Source organism: Bartonella sp. AU18XJBT (assembly GCF_028618595.1).
Lineage (GTDB): Bacteria > Pseudomonadota > Alphaproteobacteria > Rhizobiales > Rhizobiaceae > Bartonella.
In genome coordinates this window covers 213,742-235,194 of sequence record NZ_JAQITE010000001.1, presented here as the reverse complement: position 1 = coordinate 235,194, position 21,453 = coordinate 213,742, and the positions used below count along the sequence as shown (strand labels likewise).

At 37.1% G+C, this 21,453-nt stretch carries 15 protein-coding genes and 1 tRNA gene; 7 read left to right on the top strand and 9 right to left on the bottom strand.

The features are described from left to right. Positions 1-319 precede the first annotated feature (319 nt). From pgi to PVV60_RS00865, 3 genes are all read right to left on the bottom strand, one after another. Positions 320-1,984 carry a glucose-6-phosphate isomerase gene (pgi, locus tag PVV60_RS00875; RefSeq protein WP_273722482.1) on the bottom strand — a complete coding sequence of 555 codons (1,665 nt, stop codon included), beginning with the start codon at positions 1,982-1,984 and terminating at the stop codon, positions 320-322. A gap of 187 nt (positions 1,985-2,171) precedes the next feature. Next, entirely contained in the window at positions 2,172-5,306 is a 3,135-nt protein-coding gene (locus PVV60_RS00870; protein ID WP_273722481.1) for an efflux RND transporter permease subunit, read from the bottom strand. Then, the gene (locus PVV60_RS00865) at positions 5,303-6,442 is read right to left on the bottom strand and encodes an efflux RND transporter periplasmic adaptor subunit (protein WP_273722480.1); all 1,140 of its coding nucleotides are present in this window, start codon (positions 6,440-6,442) and stop codon (positions 5,303-5,305) included. The genes PVV60_RS00870 and PVV60_RS00865 overlap by 4 nt, the downstream gene beginning before the upstream one ends. Positions 6,443-6,807: 365 nt before the next feature. On the opposite strand from PVV60_RS00865, the gene PVV60_RS00860 reads away from it, so the two are divergent. After that, positions 6,808-6,884 (top strand) — tRNA-Arg (locus PVV60_RS00860). A 432-nt stretch (positions 6,885-7,316) separates the two neighbouring features. Here the strand turns inward: PVV60_RS00860 and PVV60_RS00855 are convergent. After that, on the bottom strand, positions 7,317-7,463 hold the full coding sequence (locus PVV60_RS00855) for a hypothetical protein (protein ID WP_273722479.1): 147 nt from the start codon (positions 7,461-7,463) through the stop codon (positions 7,317-7,319). 108 nt (positions 7,464-7,571) lie between these two features. Between PVV60_RS00855 and PVV60_RS00850 the strand changes: the two genes are divergently transcribed. The 3 genes from PVV60_RS00850 (at position 7,572) to PVV60_RS00840 (ending at position 11,286) form a co-directional block, all read left to right on the top strand. After that, a complete protein-coding gene (locus PVV60_RS00850; RefSeq protein ID WP_273722478.1) occupies positions 7,572-9,245 on the top strand; it encodes a formate--tetrahydrofolate ligase in 1,674 nt (557 codons plus the stop codon). A gap of 186 nt (positions 9,246-9,431) precedes the next feature. After that, positions 9,432-9,665, top strand: a complete 234-nt coding sequence (gene rpsU / locus PVV60_RS00845; protein WP_273722477.1) for a 30S ribosomal protein S21 — start codon at positions 9,432-9,434, stop codon at positions 9,663-9,665. 1,060 nt (positions 9,666-10,725) lie between these two features. After that, positions 10,726-11,286, top strand: coding sequence for an SH3 domain-containing protein (locus PVV60_RS00840; RefSeq protein ID WP_273722476.1), 561 nt, complete (start codon positions 10,726-10,728; stop codon positions 11,284-11,286). Between the two features lie 46 nt (positions 11,287-11,332). Here the strand turns inward: PVV60_RS00840 and irrA are convergent, their stop codons facing one another. Next, a complete protein-coding gene (gene irrA / locus PVV60_RS00835) occupies positions 11,333-11,845 on the bottom strand; it encodes an iron response transcriptional regulator IrrA (RefSeq protein ID WP_273722475.1) in 513 nt (170 codons plus the stop codon). Positions 11,846-12,077: 232 nt separating this feature from the next. On the opposite strand from irrA, the gene fabA reads away from it, so the two are divergent. Genes fabA through fabI form a run of 3 tightly spaced genes read left to right on the top strand, consistent with a single transcriptional unit; the run spans position 12,078 to position 14,732 of the window. After that, a complete protein-coding gene (gene fabA, locus PVV60_RS00830; protein WP_273722474.1) occupies positions 12,078-12,587 on the top strand; it encodes a 3-hydroxyacyl-[acyl-carrier-protein] dehydratase FabA in 510 nt (169 codons plus the stop codon). Positions 12,588-12,644: 57 nt separating this feature from the next. Then, positions 12,645-13,865, top strand: coding sequence for a beta-ketoacyl-ACP synthase I (gene fabB, locus PVV60_RS00825; RefSeq protein WP_273722473.1), 1,221 nt, complete (start codon positions 12,645-12,647; stop codon positions 13,863-13,865). A gap of 48 nt (positions 13,866-13,913) precedes the next feature. After that, positions 13,914-14,732 (top strand): enoyl-ACP reductase FabI, encoded by an 819-nt coding sequence (gene fabI / locus PVV60_RS00820; protein WP_273722472.1) that lies wholly within the window; start codon positions 13,914-13,916, stop codon positions 14,730-14,732. Positions 14,733-16,578: 1,846 nt separating this feature from the next. Here the strand turns inward: fabI and gpsA are convergent. The 4 genes from gpsA to cyoB form a co-directional block, all read right to left on the bottom strand. Continuing rightward, positions 16,579-17,586: an NAD(P)H-dependent glycerol-3-phosphate dehydrogenase gene (gene gpsA, locus PVV60_RS00815; RefSeq protein WP_273722471.1), complete on the bottom strand. Its 1,008-nt coding sequence runs from the start codon at positions 17,584-17,586 to the stop codon at positions 16,579-16,581. A gap of 398 nt (positions 17,587-17,984) precedes the next feature. Continuing rightward, positions 17,985-18,713, bottom strand: coding sequence for a cytochrome o ubiquinol oxidase subunit IV (gene cyoD / locus PVV60_RS00810; protein ID WP_273722470.1), 729 nt, complete (start codon positions 18,711-18,713; stop codon positions 17,985-17,987). Further along, entirely contained in the window at positions 18,713-19,381 is a 669-nt protein-coding gene (locus PVV60_RS00805; RefSeq protein WP_273722469.1) for a cytochrome (ubi)quinol oxidase subunit III, read from the bottom strand. The genes cyoD and PVV60_RS00805 overlap by 1 nt, the downstream gene beginning before the upstream one ends. Then, positions 19,378-21,396: a cytochrome o ubiquinol oxidase subunit I gene (gene cyoB, locus PVV60_RS00800; RefSeq protein WP_273722468.1), complete on the bottom strand. Its 2,019-nt coding sequence runs from the start codon at positions 21,394-21,396 to the stop codon at positions 19,378-19,380. The genes PVV60_RS00805 and cyoB overlap by 4 nt, the downstream gene beginning before the upstream one ends. Positions 21,397-21,453 lie beyond the last annotated feature (57 nt).

Below are 21,453 nucleotides of genomic sequence, written 5' to 3'. Positions count from 1 at the left end.
GTCAAAATCTATTTTGACAAAACCCGCATTTAATGCTAAAAAATAACCATAAAAACAACAAATTACCACGTATTCCTACCTAATCCAACCTCTTCCCACTTAGTATAAAACCTACTGTCAAACTACAGGCAAAGGGTCTTCAAATATCGTTTTTGCAAATAAATTTTTATTTTTACAACTTTTGCACTTTTTTGATTTTTTGTTACATAAATCTAGTTCAGATAATAAGAGAATGCATAGTGAAATTGAAGAATTATCTCATATTTCTTTCTCATTCTACTTTTGCTTAGTTAGTACAAAAACTACTGTAAAATCATATTTATTTTGCACGTCTTTCTTGAATATGTGCTAGCAACCCTAATGTTGAACTATCACGATTATCCGCTTTACTTTCGCCACGAAGAATTGGTAGTAACTCGTTTGCTAATTCTTTACCAAGTTCAACACCCCATTGATCAAATGAATTAATATTCATTAAAATCCCTTCAACAAAAGTACGATGTTCATAAAGCGTAATAAGACGACCGAGTGCAAAAGGTGTTAATAAATCTTGAACTAGCGTAATGCTAGGACGGTTTCCTTTAAAACTTCTATGAAGTGCTAAATGATTTGCTTCATCCTCATCAACTCCATTTTTTATCAAGATATGCCGAGTATCTTCAATACTACGCCCCTTCATCAATGCTTTCGACTGTGCTAAACCGTTTGCTAGCAACATCTCATACATAGAATGTAAATTTTTCTCATGCCCTTTTATAAATAAAATAAATTCTACAGGAATAATATCTGTTCCTTGATGCAGAAGCTGGAAAAAAGCATGTTGACTATTTGTGCCTGAATCCCCCCAAACAATTGGACCACTTGAAAAACTTAATGGTTTTCCATCCAGAGAGACTTGCTTACCATTTGATTCCATATCAAGCTGTTGTAAATAAGCTGGAAAATGTATTAAACGCTGTGCATAAGGAATGATAGAACGTGATGAATAACCACAAATAACACGATGCCAGAACCCTAAAAGAGCAAAACGAATAGGAATATTTTTATGCAAAGGCATAGTTTTAAAATGTTGGTCCATTTGCAAAGCACCATTGAGAAATTGGCGAAAATTTCCACCACCTATTGCAAACATAACAATAAGTCCAATGGCTGACCAAATTGAATAACGTCCTCCAACCCAATTCCAAAATTTAAAAACTCTTGTGGAATCTATGCCAAATTCTGCCACTTTATCAAGCGCACTTGAAACAGCAACAAAATGCGTACCAACGGCTTCTTCTCCTAAATGTGAACAAATCCACTGTCGTGCAACTTGAGCATTTATCATTGTTTCAGCCGTTGTAAAAGTTTTAGAAGCAATGACAAACAGCGTTGTTGCTGGATTCAAAATAGAGAGAGTATCAGAAATATGAGCACTGTCAGCATTCGAAACAAAATGACACTGTGGACCATCATGATAAGGTTTTAAAGCATATGTGACCATTGCAGGACCAAGATCAGAACCACCAATACCAATATTGACAATATCACTTATTCTCTCGCCACTGTTTCCCTTATAGCTGCCATCACGCACCTTTTCAGAAAATCTTTCCATATCTTCAAGGACATCTTGAATATCGCGAATAAGATTATGACCATCCAACATGAAAATTTCATCAGCAGGTAAACGTAATGCAATATGAAGAACTGAGCGTTTTTCAGTTGTATTAATCGCCTTACCAGAAAACATTGCATCACGCCGGCCTAACACATCTGCTGCGACAGCTAAATCATCTAGAAGTTGCAATGTTTTAAATGTCACACCACATTTTGAAAAATCAAAAAGAAGATCATCAAGTCTGAGGGAAAAATGGGAAAAACGCTGTCCATCTTCTACAAAATGGCGACGAATATCATAGACTCCATCCTTTGCGGCATGGTTTCTTAAAGCTTTTAATGTGGCTTCAAAAGCCTTTTCATTTCGAATCAAAAAGCTATCTCCCATAAGCTTATCCTATACGGTTATTGATAATGAAATCTATACCCAAACAATAACAAAGCAGAAAGCGTCTCCTTTATTGCTCGCTATTTCACTGCTCACATAAAATGAAGGAATATACAAAATAAAAGAATAAGGTCCAAAAATGATATTTTTACAAGAATAAACTTTCAAATCTTTTCTATCAGATACATCATTTAACTTGATTGAGTTCTTTTGTTAAGCGTAAATCTTCTTCTGCTTTCGGTCTTATAAACCGTCCCAAAAAAAGATAAACAACCGGTGTGACATAAAGCGTAAAAATAGTTGCTAAACCTAAACCACCAACGATAACCCAACCTAAAGCTATACGAGCTTCTGCGCCAGCACCTTTGGCTAAAACCAAAGGAATACCTCCTAAAATGGCACAAATCATTGTCATACAAACTGGACGAAGTCGAATATTTGCTGCTTCTTCTACGGCTTCACGCACGCTTCTTCCCTGATCTCGTAATTGATCTGCAAATTCAACAATGAGAATACCATTTTTGGCCATAACGCCAATTAACAAAATTAGTCCAATTTGGCTGTAAATATTTAGACTCACACCACTTAATAGCATAGCAATTACAGCACAACCAATCCCTAATGGAACCGTAGCCATGATAATGAATCCTGAAATAAAGCTTTCAAACTGAGCAGCCAAAATCAATAAAATAATCAAAAAGGCAATGCCAAAAACAATCATAAAATTGGAAGATGTTTCATTAAGCGTTTCGGCTTCCCCTAAGGGAACCACGTAGATTCCTTTTGACAACAAAGGAGAAGCAATTTTCTGTACAATTTGGTAAGCTTCCCCTAAAGCGATACCTGGAGCAAGATTTGCACTTAAAATAACAGCACTCATGCGTTTTTCCCGTTTTAATTGGGGGGCGATAGCTTTTTCATGTAAACGCGCAATAACCGATAAAGGAACATATCGATTGTCTTTAGTCTTTAAAAAAATATTCTCTAAATCGCTAGGACTCTTCATAGAATTTGTACGCGATATTAATTTAACATCGTAAGAATGATCATCCACGTTAATGGAACCAATCTTTTTACCATCCAACATTGCTTGTAATGTATCGCCTAAATTGGTGATATCAATCCCTAAATCGGAGGCTTTTTTTCGATTGATTTCAATAAAAAATTGCGGTTGTGTTGCATCAACAGTAAGGCGTGGGCGAATAAAACGCGGATCATCTTGTAAAGCACTCATCAGCTTATCAGCAATGGGTTGTAATGTTGCATAATCATTGCCAAGAATTGCAAATTGTAACCCTTGCCCAGTTCCTCTCACACCTAGAGAATTTCCCTGCGCAGCAAACACAAAAACTGCGGGAAACTGTTTAACCTTTGCATTAACATCCTTCACAATTTCTTGCTGACTACGTAAACGTTCATCCCAAGATGAAAGCAATAAAACCAAAAAAGCAGTATTGGGTGAACCACCAATGCCCGCGATAGAGTAACTGTTAGCAATCTCCCCTGCATCACGTAATGGCTGTAGACTTGCTTCAATTTGCTCTACCTGCTCGTTTAAATATTGTGTTGAAATACCTTGTGGTCCATTAATGACCAAAAAGATAAGAGCTCTGTCTTCTGCTGGGGTTAATTCCTGTTGCAGCTTCATATAGCCTCCAACACAAAGACCCGCAAAAATAAGTGAAGCAAAAACAACAGACCAAGGCTTTTCTAAACACTTATGCAAACTGTAAGTATATGCCTTATGAAGAAAAGTACCTAATTTATATAAAAAAGTAAAATGATGGGCCTTTTCTTCTTTCTCCTCAATATGTTCTTTGAGAAAACGTGAAGCCAACATGGGACAAAGCGTTAAGGCAACAACTGAAGAAAGCAAAATAGAAATTGCCAAAACAAAACCAAATTCTCTAAAAAGCCCTCCAACTTGCCCAGGAAGAAAGGAAATAGGAACAAATACAGCCACTAAAGTCAATGTTGTTGCAACAACAGCAAAAAAAACTTCACGTGTTCCTAACACCGCTGCAGCTCTGGAACCTAACCCCATATTGCGCCATCGAACAATATTTTCCAGAACAACAATGGCATCATCCACGACAAGCCCTGTTGCTAAAACAAGTCCTAAAAATGTGAGAATATTCAATGAAAATCCTACAAGATAAATAGCTGCAATGGTACCAATCAAAGCAACAGGAAGAGATAAAGCAGGTATCAGTGTTACACGAATATCTCTGAGAAAAAGAAAAATGACTAAAATAACGCTCAAAATAGCAATGACCAACGCAACCTCAACCTCATGAAGGGCACTTTTAATAAAAATTGCATCGTCATTAATAACGTCTATATGTACAGAAGAAGGAACAATACTTTTGAGATTATCAACAACGGCTCTTACACCTTGAGAAATATTAAGCGTGTTGGATTGTGCTTTCCGCACAATACCTAATCCAATACCTGTCTTTCCATTGATACGAAGAATAACCGTTTCTATATCGGGCGATAAAGTAACATGCGCAACATCACCAAGATGCACACGAGGTTTTAAAACAACTTGTTCAAAAGATTCTGGTGTTGTTAAACGTGCAGTAGCACGAACAACTAAAGTTTGCTTAGAACTTCGTAATGATCCTACTGGCACATCCGTTGTCATATCAGCAAGAACACGTGAAATATCTGCTACAGTTAATCCATAACTTGCAAGTTTTGCTTGATCTATATCAATCTGAAAAATCTTTGTGCGAGCACTATCAACCTGTACATCACCAACACCATCAACAGCAGAAATTGCATCAACAATCTGATCGTTTACAATCGTGGTTAAATCATCAACACTCATTGTTGGTGACGTCACAACCAAATACATCATAGCAGCAGCATTCGAATCTGCTTTAATAATCAAAGGCGAATCCGCATCTTTTGGTAAAGAATAAGCAATACGAGACAGAGCATCACGAATATCAGATGCCGCTACATTCAAATCAACACCCACATTAAAATTAATCTGCACACGAGAGCGTCCAAAAGACGATGTTGAAGAAATCGTCTTAACACCTGAAACACGAGAAACAGCATCTTCTATAACTTTTGTTACTTCACGATCAATGGTTTCTGCTGACGCACCAGAAAACATCGTCACAACCGTTGTTACTGGAGTATCAACATCGGGTAATTCTCTTACATCAACATTCAACCATGCTGCAAATCCTGCAATGATGATCATAGCATTTAAAACAAGAGTAAAAACCGGTCTGCGAATAAATAAGGCAATGAGACCACCTTGTTCCACCTTTGACATAGGCTGTTTTGTGCTCAATTCTTGGTTCATTGTATATCCGTTCCATAAACCGCTGATAATTGCTGTTGATGGGACTTTGGATCATCAATAGTTACTTTACTTCCTGGATAAAGCATTTGCACCCCTTGAATGACAACTTGATCACCCTTTTCTAGGGGAGCTTTCACGAAAACCTGATCCGCTTTATGCTGAATAATTGATACGGGAATAGACTCTACTTTTCCTTCTCTCACACGCCAAACGAATGACCCTTTACTATTCCATTGAACCGCAAGAGGATTAACGACAGGAAAAGAACCACCATGAAATTGCAATACAACAGAAAAGGACATCCCAGACATGAGCGTATCTTTTTCATTATTGATTTCAACCTGAGCATGAAGCGTGCGACTTTCTGGATCAACAATATTATCAATCGCATAAATATGGCCAACAAAAGATTTATCTGGCTGCGCAGTTAATGTTGCCGTTACCTCATCTCCTTTATGGATGCGCGACACATATCGCTCAGGGGCCCATATATTGACCAAAATACGTTCTCTATTCTCAATACGCCCTATTACGGTATTAAGGGTCACATTATTCCCCACATCAATGGGCAAAATACCAACAACTCCAGGAATCGGGGCACGAATTGTTCGTCGATCGAGATCTAATTCAGCATTACGCAAAACTAAATTTGCGTTATCCAACTCTAAGCGTGCCGTAATTTCTTGAACTTCCGTTGCTGTATTGCTAGCGCGTAATTTAAGAATGCGCGAAAGCGTTAACGCATTATTATCACGTTGTACTTTTGCTTTTGCAGCCGCTATTTCTTCTTTTTTAGAATCAAGCTTTGCAATCACATCATCGACTTGTACTTTTGTACCAGCTGACACAAAAAGCTTATCAATGACACCTGAGGATAAAGGAGTAAGCTCAACCTCTGCAAGAGCTTTTCCACTCCCAAGAACGTTAAGTTGTTCATAAAAATCTTGTATTTTTACAAGATCAACGACAACATTCGTCGGTGGTCTTCCCATTTTTTCCTTTGAAGATTTATATGATACTCTTGTTTTATTCACCATAGAAATTGGTTGTTCTACACTCTTTTTTCCAGCCCAATAAGTAACCGTTAAAACGACGATTAAAAACACCAATGGGAAGCTCTTTTTTAATAACGCCATACATCCACCCTTGCTGTGTCATGTTCATCTGAAATAGTTTTCAACAGTAATATCGGCGTTTTACAAAAAAAACCAAACAGCGGGTGTATATATCTTACCCCTCACCGCAAAAACACACCTCATCTCTACTTGACTATCTTTCATAGATTAAAACGTCAAGTTAACTATCGTTCATTTTGCTTTGTACGGTCACAACAAAAATGATCATATCAAAACCAACTGAAACCATAATATATTATATCCTTTTTTAAAATATCTCATAAAAAAGAGAGATTTTTTTATGACGCCTCAAGTTTCACTTGCATTTCTTTAATGAAACGATTAGGAACCCTTTGTCTTAGATAATGTAAAAAATTGAAATGTATGCACCCGTAGCTCAGCTGGATAGAGCACCAGACTACGAATCTGGGGGTCAGGAGTTCGAATCTCTTCGGGTGCGCCATCTATCAATATAATACCTTACTTATAAAGTCAGGCTTTTTAAATTCTTTATTTTGTGATTTATTTTTACCTATCTTTGATTTTTTTGCATTTTGTTATTTCATTCTGTTGTGAGTCGTTTCTTTAGCTATTTTGCTAGAATAGGATGTTATGAGTCCTTCAATGCAGCCCCAAGGTGCTTTTGTTAGCTAATAATCGTAGCGATTGCGTGAGTAGCGTGTGTTGTTGTTTTCTTTTTTCAATCTATGCGCTTGTTATTGGTCTCTTCCAGATTATACTCTCTAATCAGTCAGGTAATTTTTCACGTGCTGATTTCTAATTTTTCCATAATTGGATGTTTCTGAATATTTTATTCCTAGCAGTTCCATCTTAAGAGGCACTTCAGATGTACCACCATCAAACATTTATGGTATCCATTAATATCATCGGCATTTTATTGCAAACCAAAGCTTCTTTTCGAAATATTTTTAATTGAATTAAACGTATTTTTACTGCTTAAAAGCAGAGAGATTCTTTTTCCTAAAAAACAATAAGACTCTTCTTGTGCTTCTTTAGCATTATCTCTTGCATAGCCTATCATCGACTTCTATGATATCTTAATACTTTCTGTTCTCTATGAATTTTTCTAATTAATTCATGGGGTACAGATCCTGAACACTAATAAAAGCTAAGTTTAAAGAATTTTTCCATGCCTAAAACAGATATTGAAATTGCTCGCACTGCTAAAAAGCAGCATATTATTGAAATTGCACAAAAAATTGGTATCTCACATGAAAATCTCATTCCCTATGGCCATGATAAAGCTAAAATTTCTTCTGAATACATAAAATCGCTTAATAAAAATCCGGATGGTAAACTTATCCTCGTCACAGCCATCAATCCCACACCTGCCGGAGAAGGAAAAACAACAACAACAGTTGGACTAAATGATGCTCTTAATCTTATTGGTAAAAAAACAATAGCTACCTTGAGAGAACCATCTTTAGGTCCCTGTTTTGGTGTAAAAGGTGGTGCTGCTGGTGGTGGTTATGCGCAAGTCGTTCCAATGGATGACCTTAATTTACATTTTACCGGTGATTTTCATGCTATTACAGCTGCTCATAATCTTCTTGCCGCGATGATAGATAATCATCTTTATTGGGGGAATACTCTAAACATTGATCCACGTCGCATTGTTTGGAAACGCGTTCTTGATATGAATGACCGTGCATTGCGCGATATTGTTATTTCATTGGGAGGCATAACAAATGGTTTTCCACGCCAAACAGGTTTTGATATTACTGTTGCGTCAGAAATTATGGCAATTCTTTGTCTCTCTGAAAATTTAGAAAATCTTACACAAAGACTCAAAAAAATTATTGTTGCTTATCGTTATGATAAAACACCCATCACCGTTGCTGATCTCAATGCGGAAGGTGCAATGGCAGTTCTTCTCAAAGATGCTATACAGCCCAATCTCGTACAGACAATTGAAAATAATCCTGTTCTCGTTCATGGAGGACCTTTTGCCAACATTGCTCATGGTTGCAATTCAGTTATAGCAACAAAAACTGCTTTAAAACTTGCTGATTATGTTGTCACAGAAGCAGGGTTTGGAGCAGATCTTGGAGCAGAAAAGTTCTTCAATATCAAATGCAGACAAGCAGGTATTGTACCAAATGCTACAGTGATCGTCGCAACTATTCGTGCATTAAAAATGAATGGTGGTGTGGATAAAAATAACCTGACAGAAGACAATATCACCGCTTTAGAAAAAGGAACAGCCAATCTTTTACGACACATAAAAAATATGAAGCACTACGGTATTCCTTGTGTTGTGGCTATCAATCATTTTGACAGCGATAGCGATGCTGAAATAAAAACATTACAAAAAATAGTTGCAACAACTGGACACAAAGCTATTATCTGTAAGCATTGGGAACAAGGTGGAAAAGGCGCTATAGAACTTGCACAAGAACTCGTTACCTTGATTGAAGAAACACATTCTCATTTTAAAGTTTTATATCAAGATAATATTCCACTCGTTCAAAAAATTAATTGTATTATAACAAAACTATATGGTGGACGTGGCGCCATCATCCCAACCCCTATTCTCAAACAACTTGAATCTTGGGAAAAAGAAGGTTTTGGGGACTACCCTATTTGTATGGCAAAAACACCTTATTCTTTTTCCTCTGATCCCAAGCAATATGGAGCTCCTGTTGATTTTGAAATTCCCGTACGAGAAGTTCGTCTCTGTGCGGGAGCCGGCTTTATTGTTGTCATTTGTGGAGATGTTATGACCATGCCGGGATTACCCCATTATCCCACAGCTGAAAAAATTCATCTTGACGAAAATGATCAAATACAAGGACTTTCATAAATTTATAACCGTAAATTCTATCATTCATTATAAAAAGCGTTTTATTGCAAAAAGAATAGAATTTTAAAAAGCTATATAGACAAATGCCTTCTTTATATGATATAGGTGCTTGTCCTTTTGGATATGCCTTTAAAAGGACGTAGGTTTTTCCTATCATTTATGACACTGAAAAAAGCAGGATAGATAGTGCAAGTACTCGTTCGTGATAATAATGTTGACCAAGCGCTCCGCGCGTTGAAAAAAAAGATGCAGCGTGAAGGTATCTTCCGTGAAATGAAAATGCGTAGTTATTATGAGAAGCCATCTGAGAAGCGTGCTCGTGAAAAGGCTGAGGCTATTCGTCGTACACGTAAGCTTGCTCGTAAGCGTGCGCAAAGAGAAGGTTTTGTTAGTAACGGACGAACTGTTGCGGCGAAGTAATATACTTTATGATATTATATAATTGCATAAGCAATAGATAATAAGCTACGAGAAGGTTTTATTTTCATAAGCGGTTTTAATAAATTGCTTGTGTGTATTTTTTCGTGTGCAATGTTGTCTAATATGTTAGTTATTTGAAAATAATAAGGTTTCTATCATAGAGGTGGTTTTTATTTCACTCTTATATTTCAAAAACAGATAACAAACTACACTTTAGATATTTAAGTGACTTGTTCCTATGTGAATGGAGTGCAGGGTGTTTCGTTATCACTTTTTGCTATAATTCTTCTCCTTCTGGATATCTCTTAACTCACTGTTTTTTATGTACCAATTTCATGATGATTTTCTTTTTTGTCATTAAACATTCTACATCTTTCGAACATCCTAGGTTAGATTGCAAAACAAAAATGCTTCTTATGAACACCCTAAATAATAGGAACTGCATAGCATTAAAAGCTGATAAATAGAACGATGGAGCCACCTTATCTACCATACAGATAAGCATTATCATGGTATAAGATTATGGTATAGCAAATTTTATAAAATGGATTATCACGAAAAAGTGTCCTGTTAAAATTAGCCCTTCACATATCAATCTACTCTATAATGTTGCTCATATTTTTATGCTTAAATATTTTATTTATCGTATTATTTTGTCCATTCAAAACTTTTTTCATGCCACACGATACCCCTTTTACTGAACAGCTTTGTTCATAATATGCATACATGTACTTTTACTTCGAGAAACAAACCTAGAAAAGAGATGCAATACGTTAGCCCTAATTTCCTGTACAAAAACTGCTACGACTCCAGTATGCTTTACTGTTTTATCACGCGTACAGCTACATAAAAATCCAATGTTTATTTATATCTATCCCCTCATAAACAAAATAAGCACTAAGAAATACAAACTTTTGTTTTCCTTATTTTGATATTTTTGTAGCAATTTGCTCATCGTTTAGATCTCTTTAACGAGCAGTGTGTCATACTTTTTATCAGTTTCCAGTCTTATCTTTCAGATTTTAAATTTCCAATATATGACGAAATAAAGGAGTTCGGTGTGCAAAATTCTCGTTGGTTTCGCGTTTCAATACTCGCATCATGTATCTTAATAGCAGCAGTCATTGTATTGGGGGCACCTCATTTGTTGCATGCACAAACATTTAATCAAAATTTAGGGCCCAGTGGTTTACCCCTTCCGCGATTTGCTTCGATTAAACCCACCAGCGTTAATGTACGCGTCGGACCAGGAAGCAACTATTCTATCATTTTTACCTACAAAAAGAAGGGATTACCTATTGAAATCATTCAAGAATATGATCAATGGCGCAAAATTCGTGATGCAGAAGGCGATGAGGGATGGGTGTATCAATCGCTTTTATCGGGAAAGCGAACCGCTATAACTATTCCATGGCAAAAAGATAAAACAAAAAGGCTGATGCTACGAAAAAACCCCACCGACAACGCAGAACTTGTGGCGGAAGTAGAACCTAACGTCATTGGTAACATCCGCCAATGTGATGGACAATGGTGCGAACTAAACATTAATAATACGCGCGGATGGCTTCAGCAACCCCAGTTATGGGGAATCTATCCTGATGAAAAAGTAAAAGGTTGGTGAACGCTCAAATTCATTAAATTTAATTTTTATTCCTCATTGAATATCTTCACTGCCTATCACAAGATTGATTTTTTGGTTTCAATCGCACGATCAAATCAACATGTGAAATTTCCATACCTTCTGGTGGCTTAGGCAAATTTCTAATAATGGGAGCTTCTTCCAAATTGTAAGGAATATCAAGAATACGATTTTCGCCTTCTATATAAAAATGGTAGTGATCAGAGGTATTGGTATCAAACCAAGTTTTTGAGCCTTCTACGGCAATGATCCGTAATAATCCCGCTTCCGTAAATTGATGAAGCGTATTATAAACCGTTGCTAAAGATACAGGTACACTTGCCCTCACAGCTTCCTCATAGAGCTCTTCAGCAGTAATATGACGATTTCCTTGGGAAAAAATCATATGCGCAAGTTCCACCCGCTGACGTGTTGGACGCAGACCATTTTGACGCAAACGTTTTTCTAACATAGAAATGGAATAATATTGCACAATTTTTTCACACTCTTTTGTGAACTGTTGCTCTTCATTTATATCTAAATTGTCTGCACTCACTGACATATTACAAACCCAAATATATTCCTGCTAAATAAGATCAAAATACAAAAAAAATGGGAATAGTATGGTGTAATCTTGTATTCCATTTTTAAATAATTACCTATGTAGAATACATAAAAAAAGGCTTTTGTCATTAAAAATGATATAAAATCATTTCCCTCTCTTTAAAATTTGCTCTAAAAGTAGGTTGGGAAAAGCGCAGAAATAAAGATATATGCAAATAAATGGAGTAACAATGGCTGAACAAAAGTCTCGCTACACTTATGAAGAGCTTCTAAGCTGCGCTCGCGGCGAAATGTTTGGTAGAGGTAATGCGCAATTGCCAGCACCGCCAATGTTGATGATTCATCGAATCACTCAAATTAGTGAAACTGATGGTAAATACGATAAAGGGATGGTTCGCGCCGAATTTGACATTACACCTGACATGTGGTTCTTTAATTGTCACTTTATAGGCGATCCCGTCATGCCAGGATGTCTCGGACTGGATGGTATGTGGCAATTAACAGGTTTTTTTCTTGGTTGGCTAGGCGAACCAGGAAAAGGAAGAGCGATATCAACAGGTGAAGTAAAGTTATCAGGGATGGTAACTCCACAAACCAAAATTCTTGAATATGAAATAGATTTTAAGCGTATTCGACGTGGAAATTTAGTCTTAGGAATAGCTGATGGGTGGCTAAAAGCAGATGGAGAGACTATTTATAAGGCGAATGATTTACGCGTTGCTTTATTCAAAGAAGATTAAACGTTATTTCCATTAGAAAGAACTTTTCACTATTCTGTATGGAACGAGGAGGTATGAATGCGTCGAGTTGTTGTAACCGGTATGGGAATTGTCTCCGCGATTGGAAATAACCCTGGAGCTGTTTTAACCAGTTTACGTGAAGCAAAATCCGGAATTTCTTACGCACCTCAATATGCCGAATTAGGCTTTCGTAGCAGAGTTTACGGTAAACCCGATATTAATATAGAAGAACTCGTAGATCGACGTGCTCTACGTTTTCATGGGCGTGGAACAGCATGGAATCATATCGCCATGGATCAGGCAATTGCTGATGCGGGTCTAGAACCGCATGAAGTATCGAATGAACACACGGGTATTATTATGGGTTCTGGAGGTGCTTCAACACATTCAATCGTAGAAGCTGCTGATATTACACGCCAAAAAGGTCCAAAACGTGTTGGACCTTTTGTTGTCCCTAAAGCGATGAGTTCTACAGCATCTGCAACATTAGCAACTTTCTTTAAAATAAAGGGGATCAATTATTCAATCTCTTCAGCTTGTGCTACCTCAAATCATTGTATTGGTAATGCTTACGAGATGATTCAATATGGTAAGCAGAAACGCGTCTTTGCGGGTGGCTGCGAAGATTTGGATTGGACACTATCTGTTTTATTCGATGCTATGGGTGCTATGTCCAGCAGATATAATGACATCCCTCACAAAGCTTCACGTGCTTATGATGTTAATCGTGATGGTTTTGTCATTGCTGGAGGGGCTGGCGTTTTAGTCCTTGAAGATTTAGAACTTGCTAAAGCACGTGGTGCAAAAATCTACGGAGAAATCGTTGGATACGGTGCGACATCCGATGGGCATGATATGGTTGCCCCATCAGGAGAGGGAGCGGAACGGTGCATGCGCATGGCCCTTGTAACAGTCAATAATAAAATTGATTATATCAATCCCCATGCGACAGCAACTCCTGTTGGTGATCCCCCTGAAATAGAAGCTATCCGTCGTATCTTCGGAGCAGGTGATCAATGCCCCCCCATTTCCGCTACCAAATCTCTAACAGGACATTCCTTGGGTGCAGCTGGTGTTCAAGAAGCAATCTATACATTGTTAATGATGAATCATAATTTTATTTGTGAAAGTGCTCATATTGAAGAACTTGATCCAGCTTTTGCCGATATGCCAATTGTTCGTAAACGCCGCGATCATCAACAACTTAATACCGTGTTGTCAAATACTTTTGGCTTTGGCGGTACCAATGCAACGCTTGTTTTCCAACGCTATGAATAAACAAAAGTTCTTAGTAATTGAAAAAAGCACGGTCTTACGGAGAATAATATGAAAGGTTTGATGGAGGGCAAACGTGGCCTTATTATGGGAATTGCGAATGACCATTCAATTGCTTGGGGCATTGCCTGTCAGCTTGCACAAGCAGGAGCTGAATTAGCATTGACTTATCAAGGAAATGCTTTTGGAAAACGTGTTCAGCCTCTAGCAGATAAACTTGGCTGCAAATTAGTGCTAGAGTGCGATGTTGAAAAAAGTGAAAATATTGAGTACGTCTTTGAGCAACTTGAAAAAGAATGGAAAACTATTGATTTTATTGTCCATGCCATTGGTTTTTCAGATAAAAATCAGCTAAAAGGGCGTTACGTTGATGTTACAACACGTGAAAACTTTCAACGTACGATGGTTATTTCAGCTTATTCCTTTACTGAAATTGCCCAGCGTGCGGGTAAGCTTATGCCCAATGGAGGAACACTTTTAACTCTTACCTATGGTGCTTCACAGCAAGTTGTGCCTAATTATAACATCATGGGTGTTGCTAAAGCAGCTTTAGAAGCTATGGTCCGTTATTTAGCAGCGGACTTTGGTCCTCAAAATATCCGTGTCAATGCGATTTCCGCTGGTCCTGTTAGAACTTTAGCAGGTAATGGCATTGCAGCTGCACGGGCAATATTTTCACATCAACGCCGTAATGCCCCATTACGGCGTACCGTAAATATTCATGAAATTGGAAAATCTGCTCTTTATCTACTCTCTGACTTATCATCAGGTGTTACAGGTGAAATCCATTATGTTGATTCAGGCTATAACATCATGTCTATGCCAATACTTGAAGAACTAAAAAAAAGTGACGATTCCCAAGAAGGATAAATTTTATTTCATTGCACTAAAAAGTAAAATAAATCATGTGTATAGTGCTTTAGTTGGGTATTGAAACTTTCTCAGCTATATAACAGTGTATTGACTTACTAATAATATGACGTAAGGCATGTGTGCAAATATTTGTAAGAATAAGTGAATACAAAACAAAATGTACGATGCCTTGTTTTGCAAAGTATTTTATAAAAAGCTAGGATATTTCTTCAATCCATGGTTGATAAATATTGTATTTTATGACGTTATTTACCTTACTAAAGCATATGCTTTTGCCCTTGCTTATAAATCAATATCCAGCCCTCATGCCACCCAGTTTGAAACAGAGATTAGAGAATTATTAAAATTCCTAGCTTCAGCTTTTGTATACCAGATTGAGGAAAATATTGCCTACCGTTTGATTTATTCTTGAAACGTACATGCAATCTAATTTAGGAAGAAATATGAAGGCGTAAAGAAATCAATCGTTCATCTTACTATTATTCTTTAATGAAAGCATTTCTCTAATGTATCAGATAAAAGAGAACGCCCAAAAACACTACAGTTGTTGCTCCTTCATGCATTTTTTTAAAGATATCTCTCAATGCACGCCATTTCATTTCACAATGATACCTGTAGAACGTATAAAAACCCCTGTGAAGTACATAAAATCCTTTTTTACCACCATTTTAATGTTTATACAGATGACAAACCGACACCGTCATTTTACTTGCCATGTTCTAATGTTAAAACAACCCTTGACACTTGAGATGATTCATTAGAAGTATTTTTAATAATTTTTATCCACATACTAACCCGCTTGTGACAAGGAAACACATATTTTTTAATTAACTCAATACAAAATAAAATGAATTATTCATATAAATCAATTTGTTATCTTTATAATCACATTATTTTTCAGTTTAGATGACAGCCACAAACAAGTACAATAACACTTTTTCAATCTTAGACTTTTAAAGTTGTAATTCCAAAAATCATTTCTTGCATATAAAAAACAGAATTGACATGTGAGAAAATAAAAGGCGTAAATATCTCTACTGAACAACTTCAATTGCCAAGAACTGTCTCAACATCGAGGGGGGTAATGATGCTCAGCTTCCTTCCTTCATAAACGTAAAGATAGGAATGCGCACAATGGCTTTATCGCTATACTATTCACGGTCCCCGTCACGAATTGGGCTTTGGGGTTTTAAGAGAGGTCTCTTTAAAATAAACGCGTGAATATACAACAACAATCGGTTTTTTTGGGCGTTCTATTTTACCTGACACATCAAAGAAATGCTTTCATTAGAAAATGAAAAAATAAAGGTGTGAGATAATCTCCATTATTTAAAAGATATTGCTTTCGATAGCGTAAAACTGAATTTAAAAATAATTGTAAAGATGAGAATTGGTTTTCATCTTTACAATTTCATCTTCTTCCCAAATTAGATTGTCTTCTTGTTTTAAAGAATTACAAAAACAGAGAATACACAATATCCCTGCCCCGATATTCTTAGCTTATACGTTACATAAATAAGATACTTCTACCTAATAAGTCTTGTATTATTCTGTTTGCAAATATCATTGTGAGATGAATTTAAGAGATAATCAAAATATCTTGTTCATTACATTACATAAACATGCATAAGTGGAAATGATAATCTATTTTCAAAGAGATAGCTCTTCGACAAAAGCCAAAACTTTTATATTTCAGCCATATTTTATAAAAAATCGAATGGTCTGAATCTATAATTTGCTGGAATATGATTGCCTTATACAACCATCAATACAATCTATTTTATATGCTTCATAACATATTTCTATTTTTTACGATTGGAATTATTTTTAAAAAAACAAAATATCAGTTTATTTCGTCCTTGAGGGCGCGGCTTAGCAGTGTGTTTGCCGCTTCAGTTATGTTTTTACCACAATAGAGAATTTGATAAATTTGTTCTACAATGGGCATTTCTACCCCAATACGCTGCGCCAACGTATGTACTTCCCTAGTATTTAAGTACCCTTCCACAACCTGACCAATTTGTTTTTCCGCTTCTTTTATGTCTATTCCTTTACCAAGAAGTATTCCAAAACGGCGATTACGCGACTGATCATCAGTACATGTCAAAACCAGATCACCTAAGCCTGTCATTCCCATAAATGTGGAATGCTCAGCACCCATAGCTCCTCCTAAACGACTGATTTCAGCTAGTCCTCGTGTGATAAGAGCTATTCGTGCATTTGCCCCAAAACCTATGCCATCTGATATTCCTGCACCAATAGCAATAACATTTTTGACTGCTCCCCCTAATTGAACGCCAATCATATCTGAACTTTTATAAACTCTAAAACTTTTGTCACAATGAAAAAGTTGCTGCAATTCTTTACCAAACTCAACATCAGAAGCTGCTATCGTCATTGCAGTAGGCCATCCAATAGCGAGTTCTTGAGCAAAAGTTGGTCCAGAAAAAACAGCTAAAGGAATTTTTTCACCTAAAATCTCACGAGCAACCTCTTGTAAGAAACGTCCAGTACCATGTTCTAAACCTTTTGTAGCCCAAATAACGCGTGAATGCTGATCTAAATAAGGCTGAATATTATACAAAACTTGATGAAATACATGGCTTGGAACAGCGATTAATATATTGTGACTTGCCATTATTGCAGTTTCAAGCGAAGCTTCAAGTAATAAATTTTCAGGAAATCGAATATCGGGTAAATATACTTGATTACAGCGTTGTTCCTGTAATTCTTTGATATGTTGAGGACTATATCCCCAAAGTAAAACATTATGACCATTACGGGCAAGAGCTATCGCTAATGCAGTACCAAAAGAACCAGCACCAATAACTGTCATTACAACGGGTTTCATTAAGTTTTCTGATTATTTTCTAAATTTTTGATTTCAATTGCATATTATTATTATAAATAACTTTAATGCTATCTTTAATATAAATTCTGTAAACCTAAAAACATTACTGCTTCGTAGCTTTTTTTATCTTATACAACATAAAAACTTGTTTCTCACATTCTCTTTCTTTGTAGTAAATTTTACAAATATCACTTTGTGTATATTCTACAAATAGCTATTTATCTCAAAATTAAAGCTTGACTAAATACCCCTTGGAATTTCTCTTTTAAATTAAAAGTGTATTCAAAATAATGATACTCATTCCACTGATATCTTGTACTTATCCCCTTCTTTATATCCTACGAATTCCTTCTACGAGCTGATACATGCCGCATCAGCTCTATAGATATTTCTAACAACTACTCTACAGGAGTTTGCGTATTTAGATCCTGCCCCATGGGCATTTCTGAACCAGGAACTTGATCTACAGGAGTTTGCGTACTTAGACCCTGCCTCATAGGCATTTCTGAACCAGGTGCTTGATCTACAGGAGTTTGCGTACTTAGATCCTGCCCCATAGGCATTTCTGAATCAGGTGCTTGATCTACAGGAGTTTGCGTACCTAGACCCTGCCCCATGGGCATTTCTGAACCAGGAACTTGATCTACAGGAGTTTGCGTACTTGCACCTTGCTCAATCGAAACTTCTGAGCCCTGTATTTTTTCTGGCTGTTTTCTTACGGATACATCTTTGTTTGATAACTGATCAGATACTGAAGAATCATCTACACCTGATATTTCAGGTTCAACAACACGTCCTGAACCACCCATCATATTATAATTCAAATGGGAAATAGCCCACCAAGTTCCCCCAATAATAACAAAAACGCAAATAGCAGCAAACCATAAAGCGCTTAAATTCCACTTGGCATCTGGACCAGAGTTCAAGTGTAAAAAGAAAACAATTTGTACTATAATCTGAATAATTGCCATTCCAATAAGATACGCGACCTTTGTACTAATTGCCCAACTTTCCATCATTCCATACATCACAGGAATAAAAGAACCCAAAGTGAAAAATACAGCCAGAATAAAACCGACCAAATAGGAACCAGTACTGGGACCATGTGTTTCATTTTGCATGCTCATCACAACGCTCCTAATAGATAAACCATGGTGAAAACACCAACCCATACAATATCAAGTAAATGCCAAAAAATGGAAAGGCATGCCAAACGTGTTTTATTATTCTGATCCAAACCATGACGACGAAGATGAAAAAACATCACGACCATCCAAAGAAGACCAACACTTACGTGAAGTCCATGAGTACCAACCAAAGCAAAAAATGCCGACCAATAAGCAGAAAGTATCTCCCGTCCAAAAAGTTGCAAACCTGTTGAAGGTTCAATACCCGCATAAGCATTTGGATCGTAATAAAATACCTCACTCAAAAGCTCATGGAATTCGTAAAGTTCCATACCAATAAAACAACACCCAAATACAAAGGTTATAGCCATCCATAAACGCACACCACCGATGTTGTTTTTATGTGCTTGTACCATTGCAAAGCCATAAGTGACGGATGAAAACAATAAAAAAGCGGTCTCAATCAAAACAAACTTTAAATCAATAAACTCATTGCCTGCTTTACCACCACCATAAGAAGCAGAAAAGACAGCAAAACTTGAAAAAAGTGTCGAAAACAGGATTAAGTCTGAAAGAATATAGACCCAAAAACCAAACGTCATTACCGAGTTACTATCGTGGTGAAGTTCATCTACAGTACTCGCATTATTCATTGTTACAGCACTCATACTGTCACTCCTTGTTCTTTAAGAACAGCTGTAAAAGCATCTTCAGTTTTTTGCACTTCTTCAGCTGGAATATAATAACCATGGTGATCACCTGTTAATGAATGACACACAAGCGTTGCAATAAAACCAACCAGTCCGACCGCAACAAGCCACCAAATATGCCAAACAAGCGCAAAACCAACAACTAATGAGAAGAAGCCAGCAATAATCCCAGCCGATGTATTCGATGGCATATGAATTTTTGTAAATCCACTTGTCGGGCGTTGATAACCACTTTTCTTCATATTCCAATAAGCATCATCAGACTGTATCTTTGGAAGAAGAGCAAAATTATAGGAAGGAGGCGGTGAAGAGGTAAACCATTCAAGTGTACGTGCATCACCCCAAGAATCATTTAACGTTACCGGTAAGTGACCTTTATGCTTAATACCGTACCAAATTGCCAAAACAACCTGTAACACAAAACAAAGGATACCAAGTAAGATAATAAAAGCACCTAGAGCAGCAATAATAAACATCGGCTGCCAACTAGGTTCCATGTAATGCTGAAGACGACGTGTCGCACCCATTAAACCAAGCGCATAAACGGGGAAAAAGGCAAGGTAAAAACCAATAAACCAACACCAGAAAGATGCGATACCTAGCATGCGATTTGGTTTATAACCAAAAGCTTTTGGAAACCAAAAAGCAAGCCCGGCTAAATAAGCAAAAACAACACCTCCAATAATTGTATGATGGAAATGTGCTATCAAAAAGAGCGAATTATGAAACTGCCAATCAGCAGGGACAATAGATAATAAAACACCGGTTAATCCACCACCAACAAACGTAAAGATCATTCCCATGCACCAAAGCATCGGAGGCTCAAAGCGAATCCGACCTTTATACATCGTAAGCAGCCAATTAAAGACTTTTACACCTGTTGGAACTGCGATGATCATCGTCGCAATACTAAAGAAGGTATTTACAACTTCACCGCCACCCATTGTAAAGAAATGATGTCCCCAAACAAGAAGCGAAAGAATCAAAATAACCACCATAGCCCATATCATGGAAGTATAACCAAAGAGGCGTTTTGAAGAAAAAGTTGATACAACCTCGGAAACAATTCCAAAAGCAGGAACAACCAAAACATAAACCTCAGGATGACCAAAAACCCAAACATAGTTAATCCATACCATCGGATTTCCGCCACCAACATTAGAAAAGAAATTCATGCCCAAATAACGATCGCATGCCAAGAGTGCAAATGCTACAGTTAAAACAGGGTAAATAACTAAAATAAGGACATTGCTAACAAAAGCGCTCCAACAAAAAATAGGCATTCTCATCATCGTCATCCCAGGAGCGCGCATCTTAATCAAAGTCGCAACGAAATTGACCGCCCCCATTGTTGTTGCTATACCAGAAAGTTGAAGCGACCATAAATAATAATCCACCCCTGTATCTGGACTCGTTTGCAATTCTGAAAAAGGTGGATACATCAACCAACCACCACGACCAAAATTCCCAACACCTAGGGATATGTTAATCAATATTGCCCCTGCAGCCGTAATCCAAAAACCTAGATTATTTGCAAAGGGAAAAGCAACATCACGCGCACCAATTTGAAGCGGTATAAGATAATTAAAAAGACCAAATAAAATAGGCGTAGCCATGAAAAAAATCATGATCGTGCCATGCGCCGAAAAAATTTGATCAAAATGGTCAGGGGGCAAATAACCTGCTGTCTCACTCCCAAGAGCAAAAGCTTGATGGGTCCGCATCATAATCGCATCCGCAAAACCACGAACAAGCATGATAATGCCAAGCACGATATACATAATGCCTATGCGTTTATGGTCAACCGTTGTAATCCAATTTCGCCATAAAATCCCCCACCACCCAAGTGCTGTTAGAGCAACAACAGCAATTAAACCAACCAAAACAATCGCAATACACGTATATAAAACGATCGGTTCATGTGCAAGTGCATGAAAAGCACCTGCCGTAGGATCTGTAAGTCTTCCAAACATTTCTTAACCCATTTTAAATGAAATTCAAGTTTAAAAGAAACCTTATTTTAAAAGGGC

What these genes read in the sequence shown, in the direction of transcription:
- PVV60_RS00850 (WP_273722478.1), top strand. Translation starts at nt 7,572, where the DNA reads ATGCCTAAAACAGATATTGAAATTGCTCGCACTGCTAAAAAGCAGCAT.
- PVV60_RS00805 (WP_273722469.1), bottom strand. Translation starts at nt 19,381, where the DNA reads ATGAGTGCTGTAACAATGAATAATGCGAGTACTGTAGATGAACTTCAC.
- pgi (WP_273722482.1), bottom strand. Translation starts at nt 1,984, where the DNA reads ATGGGAGATAGCTTTTTGATTCGAAATGAAAAGGCTTTTGAAGCCACA.
- gpsA (WP_273722471.1), bottom strand. Translation starts at nt 17,586, where the DNA reads ATGAAACCCGTTGTAATGACAGTTATTGGTGCTGGTTCTTTTGGTACT.
- fabI (WP_273722472.1), top strand. Translation starts at nt 13,914, where the DNA reads ATGAAAGGTTTGATGGAGGGCAAACGTGGCCTTATTATGGGAATTGCG.
- fabA (WP_273722474.1), top strand. Translation starts at nt 12,078, where the DNA reads ATGGCTGAACAAAAGTCTCGCTACACTTATGAAGAGCTTCTAAGCTGC.
- PVV60_RS00855 (WP_273722479.1), bottom strand. Translation starts at nt 7,463, where the DNA reads ATGATAGGCTATGCAAGAGATAATGCTAAAGAAGCACAAGAAGAGTCT.
- fabB (WP_273722473.1), top strand. Translation starts at nt 12,645, where the DNA reads ATGCGTCGAGTTGTTGTAACCGGTATGGGAATTGTCTCCGCGATTGGA.
- cyoD (WP_273722470.1), bottom strand. Translation starts at nt 18,713, where the DNA reads ATGAGCATGCAAAATGAAACACATGGTCCCAGTACTGGTTCCTATTTG.
- PVV60_RS00870 (WP_273722481.1), bottom strand. Translation starts at nt 5,306, where the DNA reads ATGAACCAAGAATTGAGCACAAAACAGCCTATGTCAAAGGTGGAACAA.
- cyoB (WP_273722468.1), bottom strand. Translation starts at nt 21,396, where the DNA reads ATGTTTGGAAGACTTACAGATCCTACGGCAGGTGCTTTTCATGCACTT.
- irrA (WP_273722475.1), bottom strand. Translation starts at nt 11,845, where the DNA reads ATGTCAGTGAGTGCAGACAATTTAGATATAAATGAAGAGCAACAGTTC.
- PVV60_RS00865 (WP_273722480.1), bottom strand. Translation starts at nt 6,442, where the DNA reads ATGGCGTTATTAAAAAAGAGCTTCCCATTGGTGTTTTTAATCGTCGTT.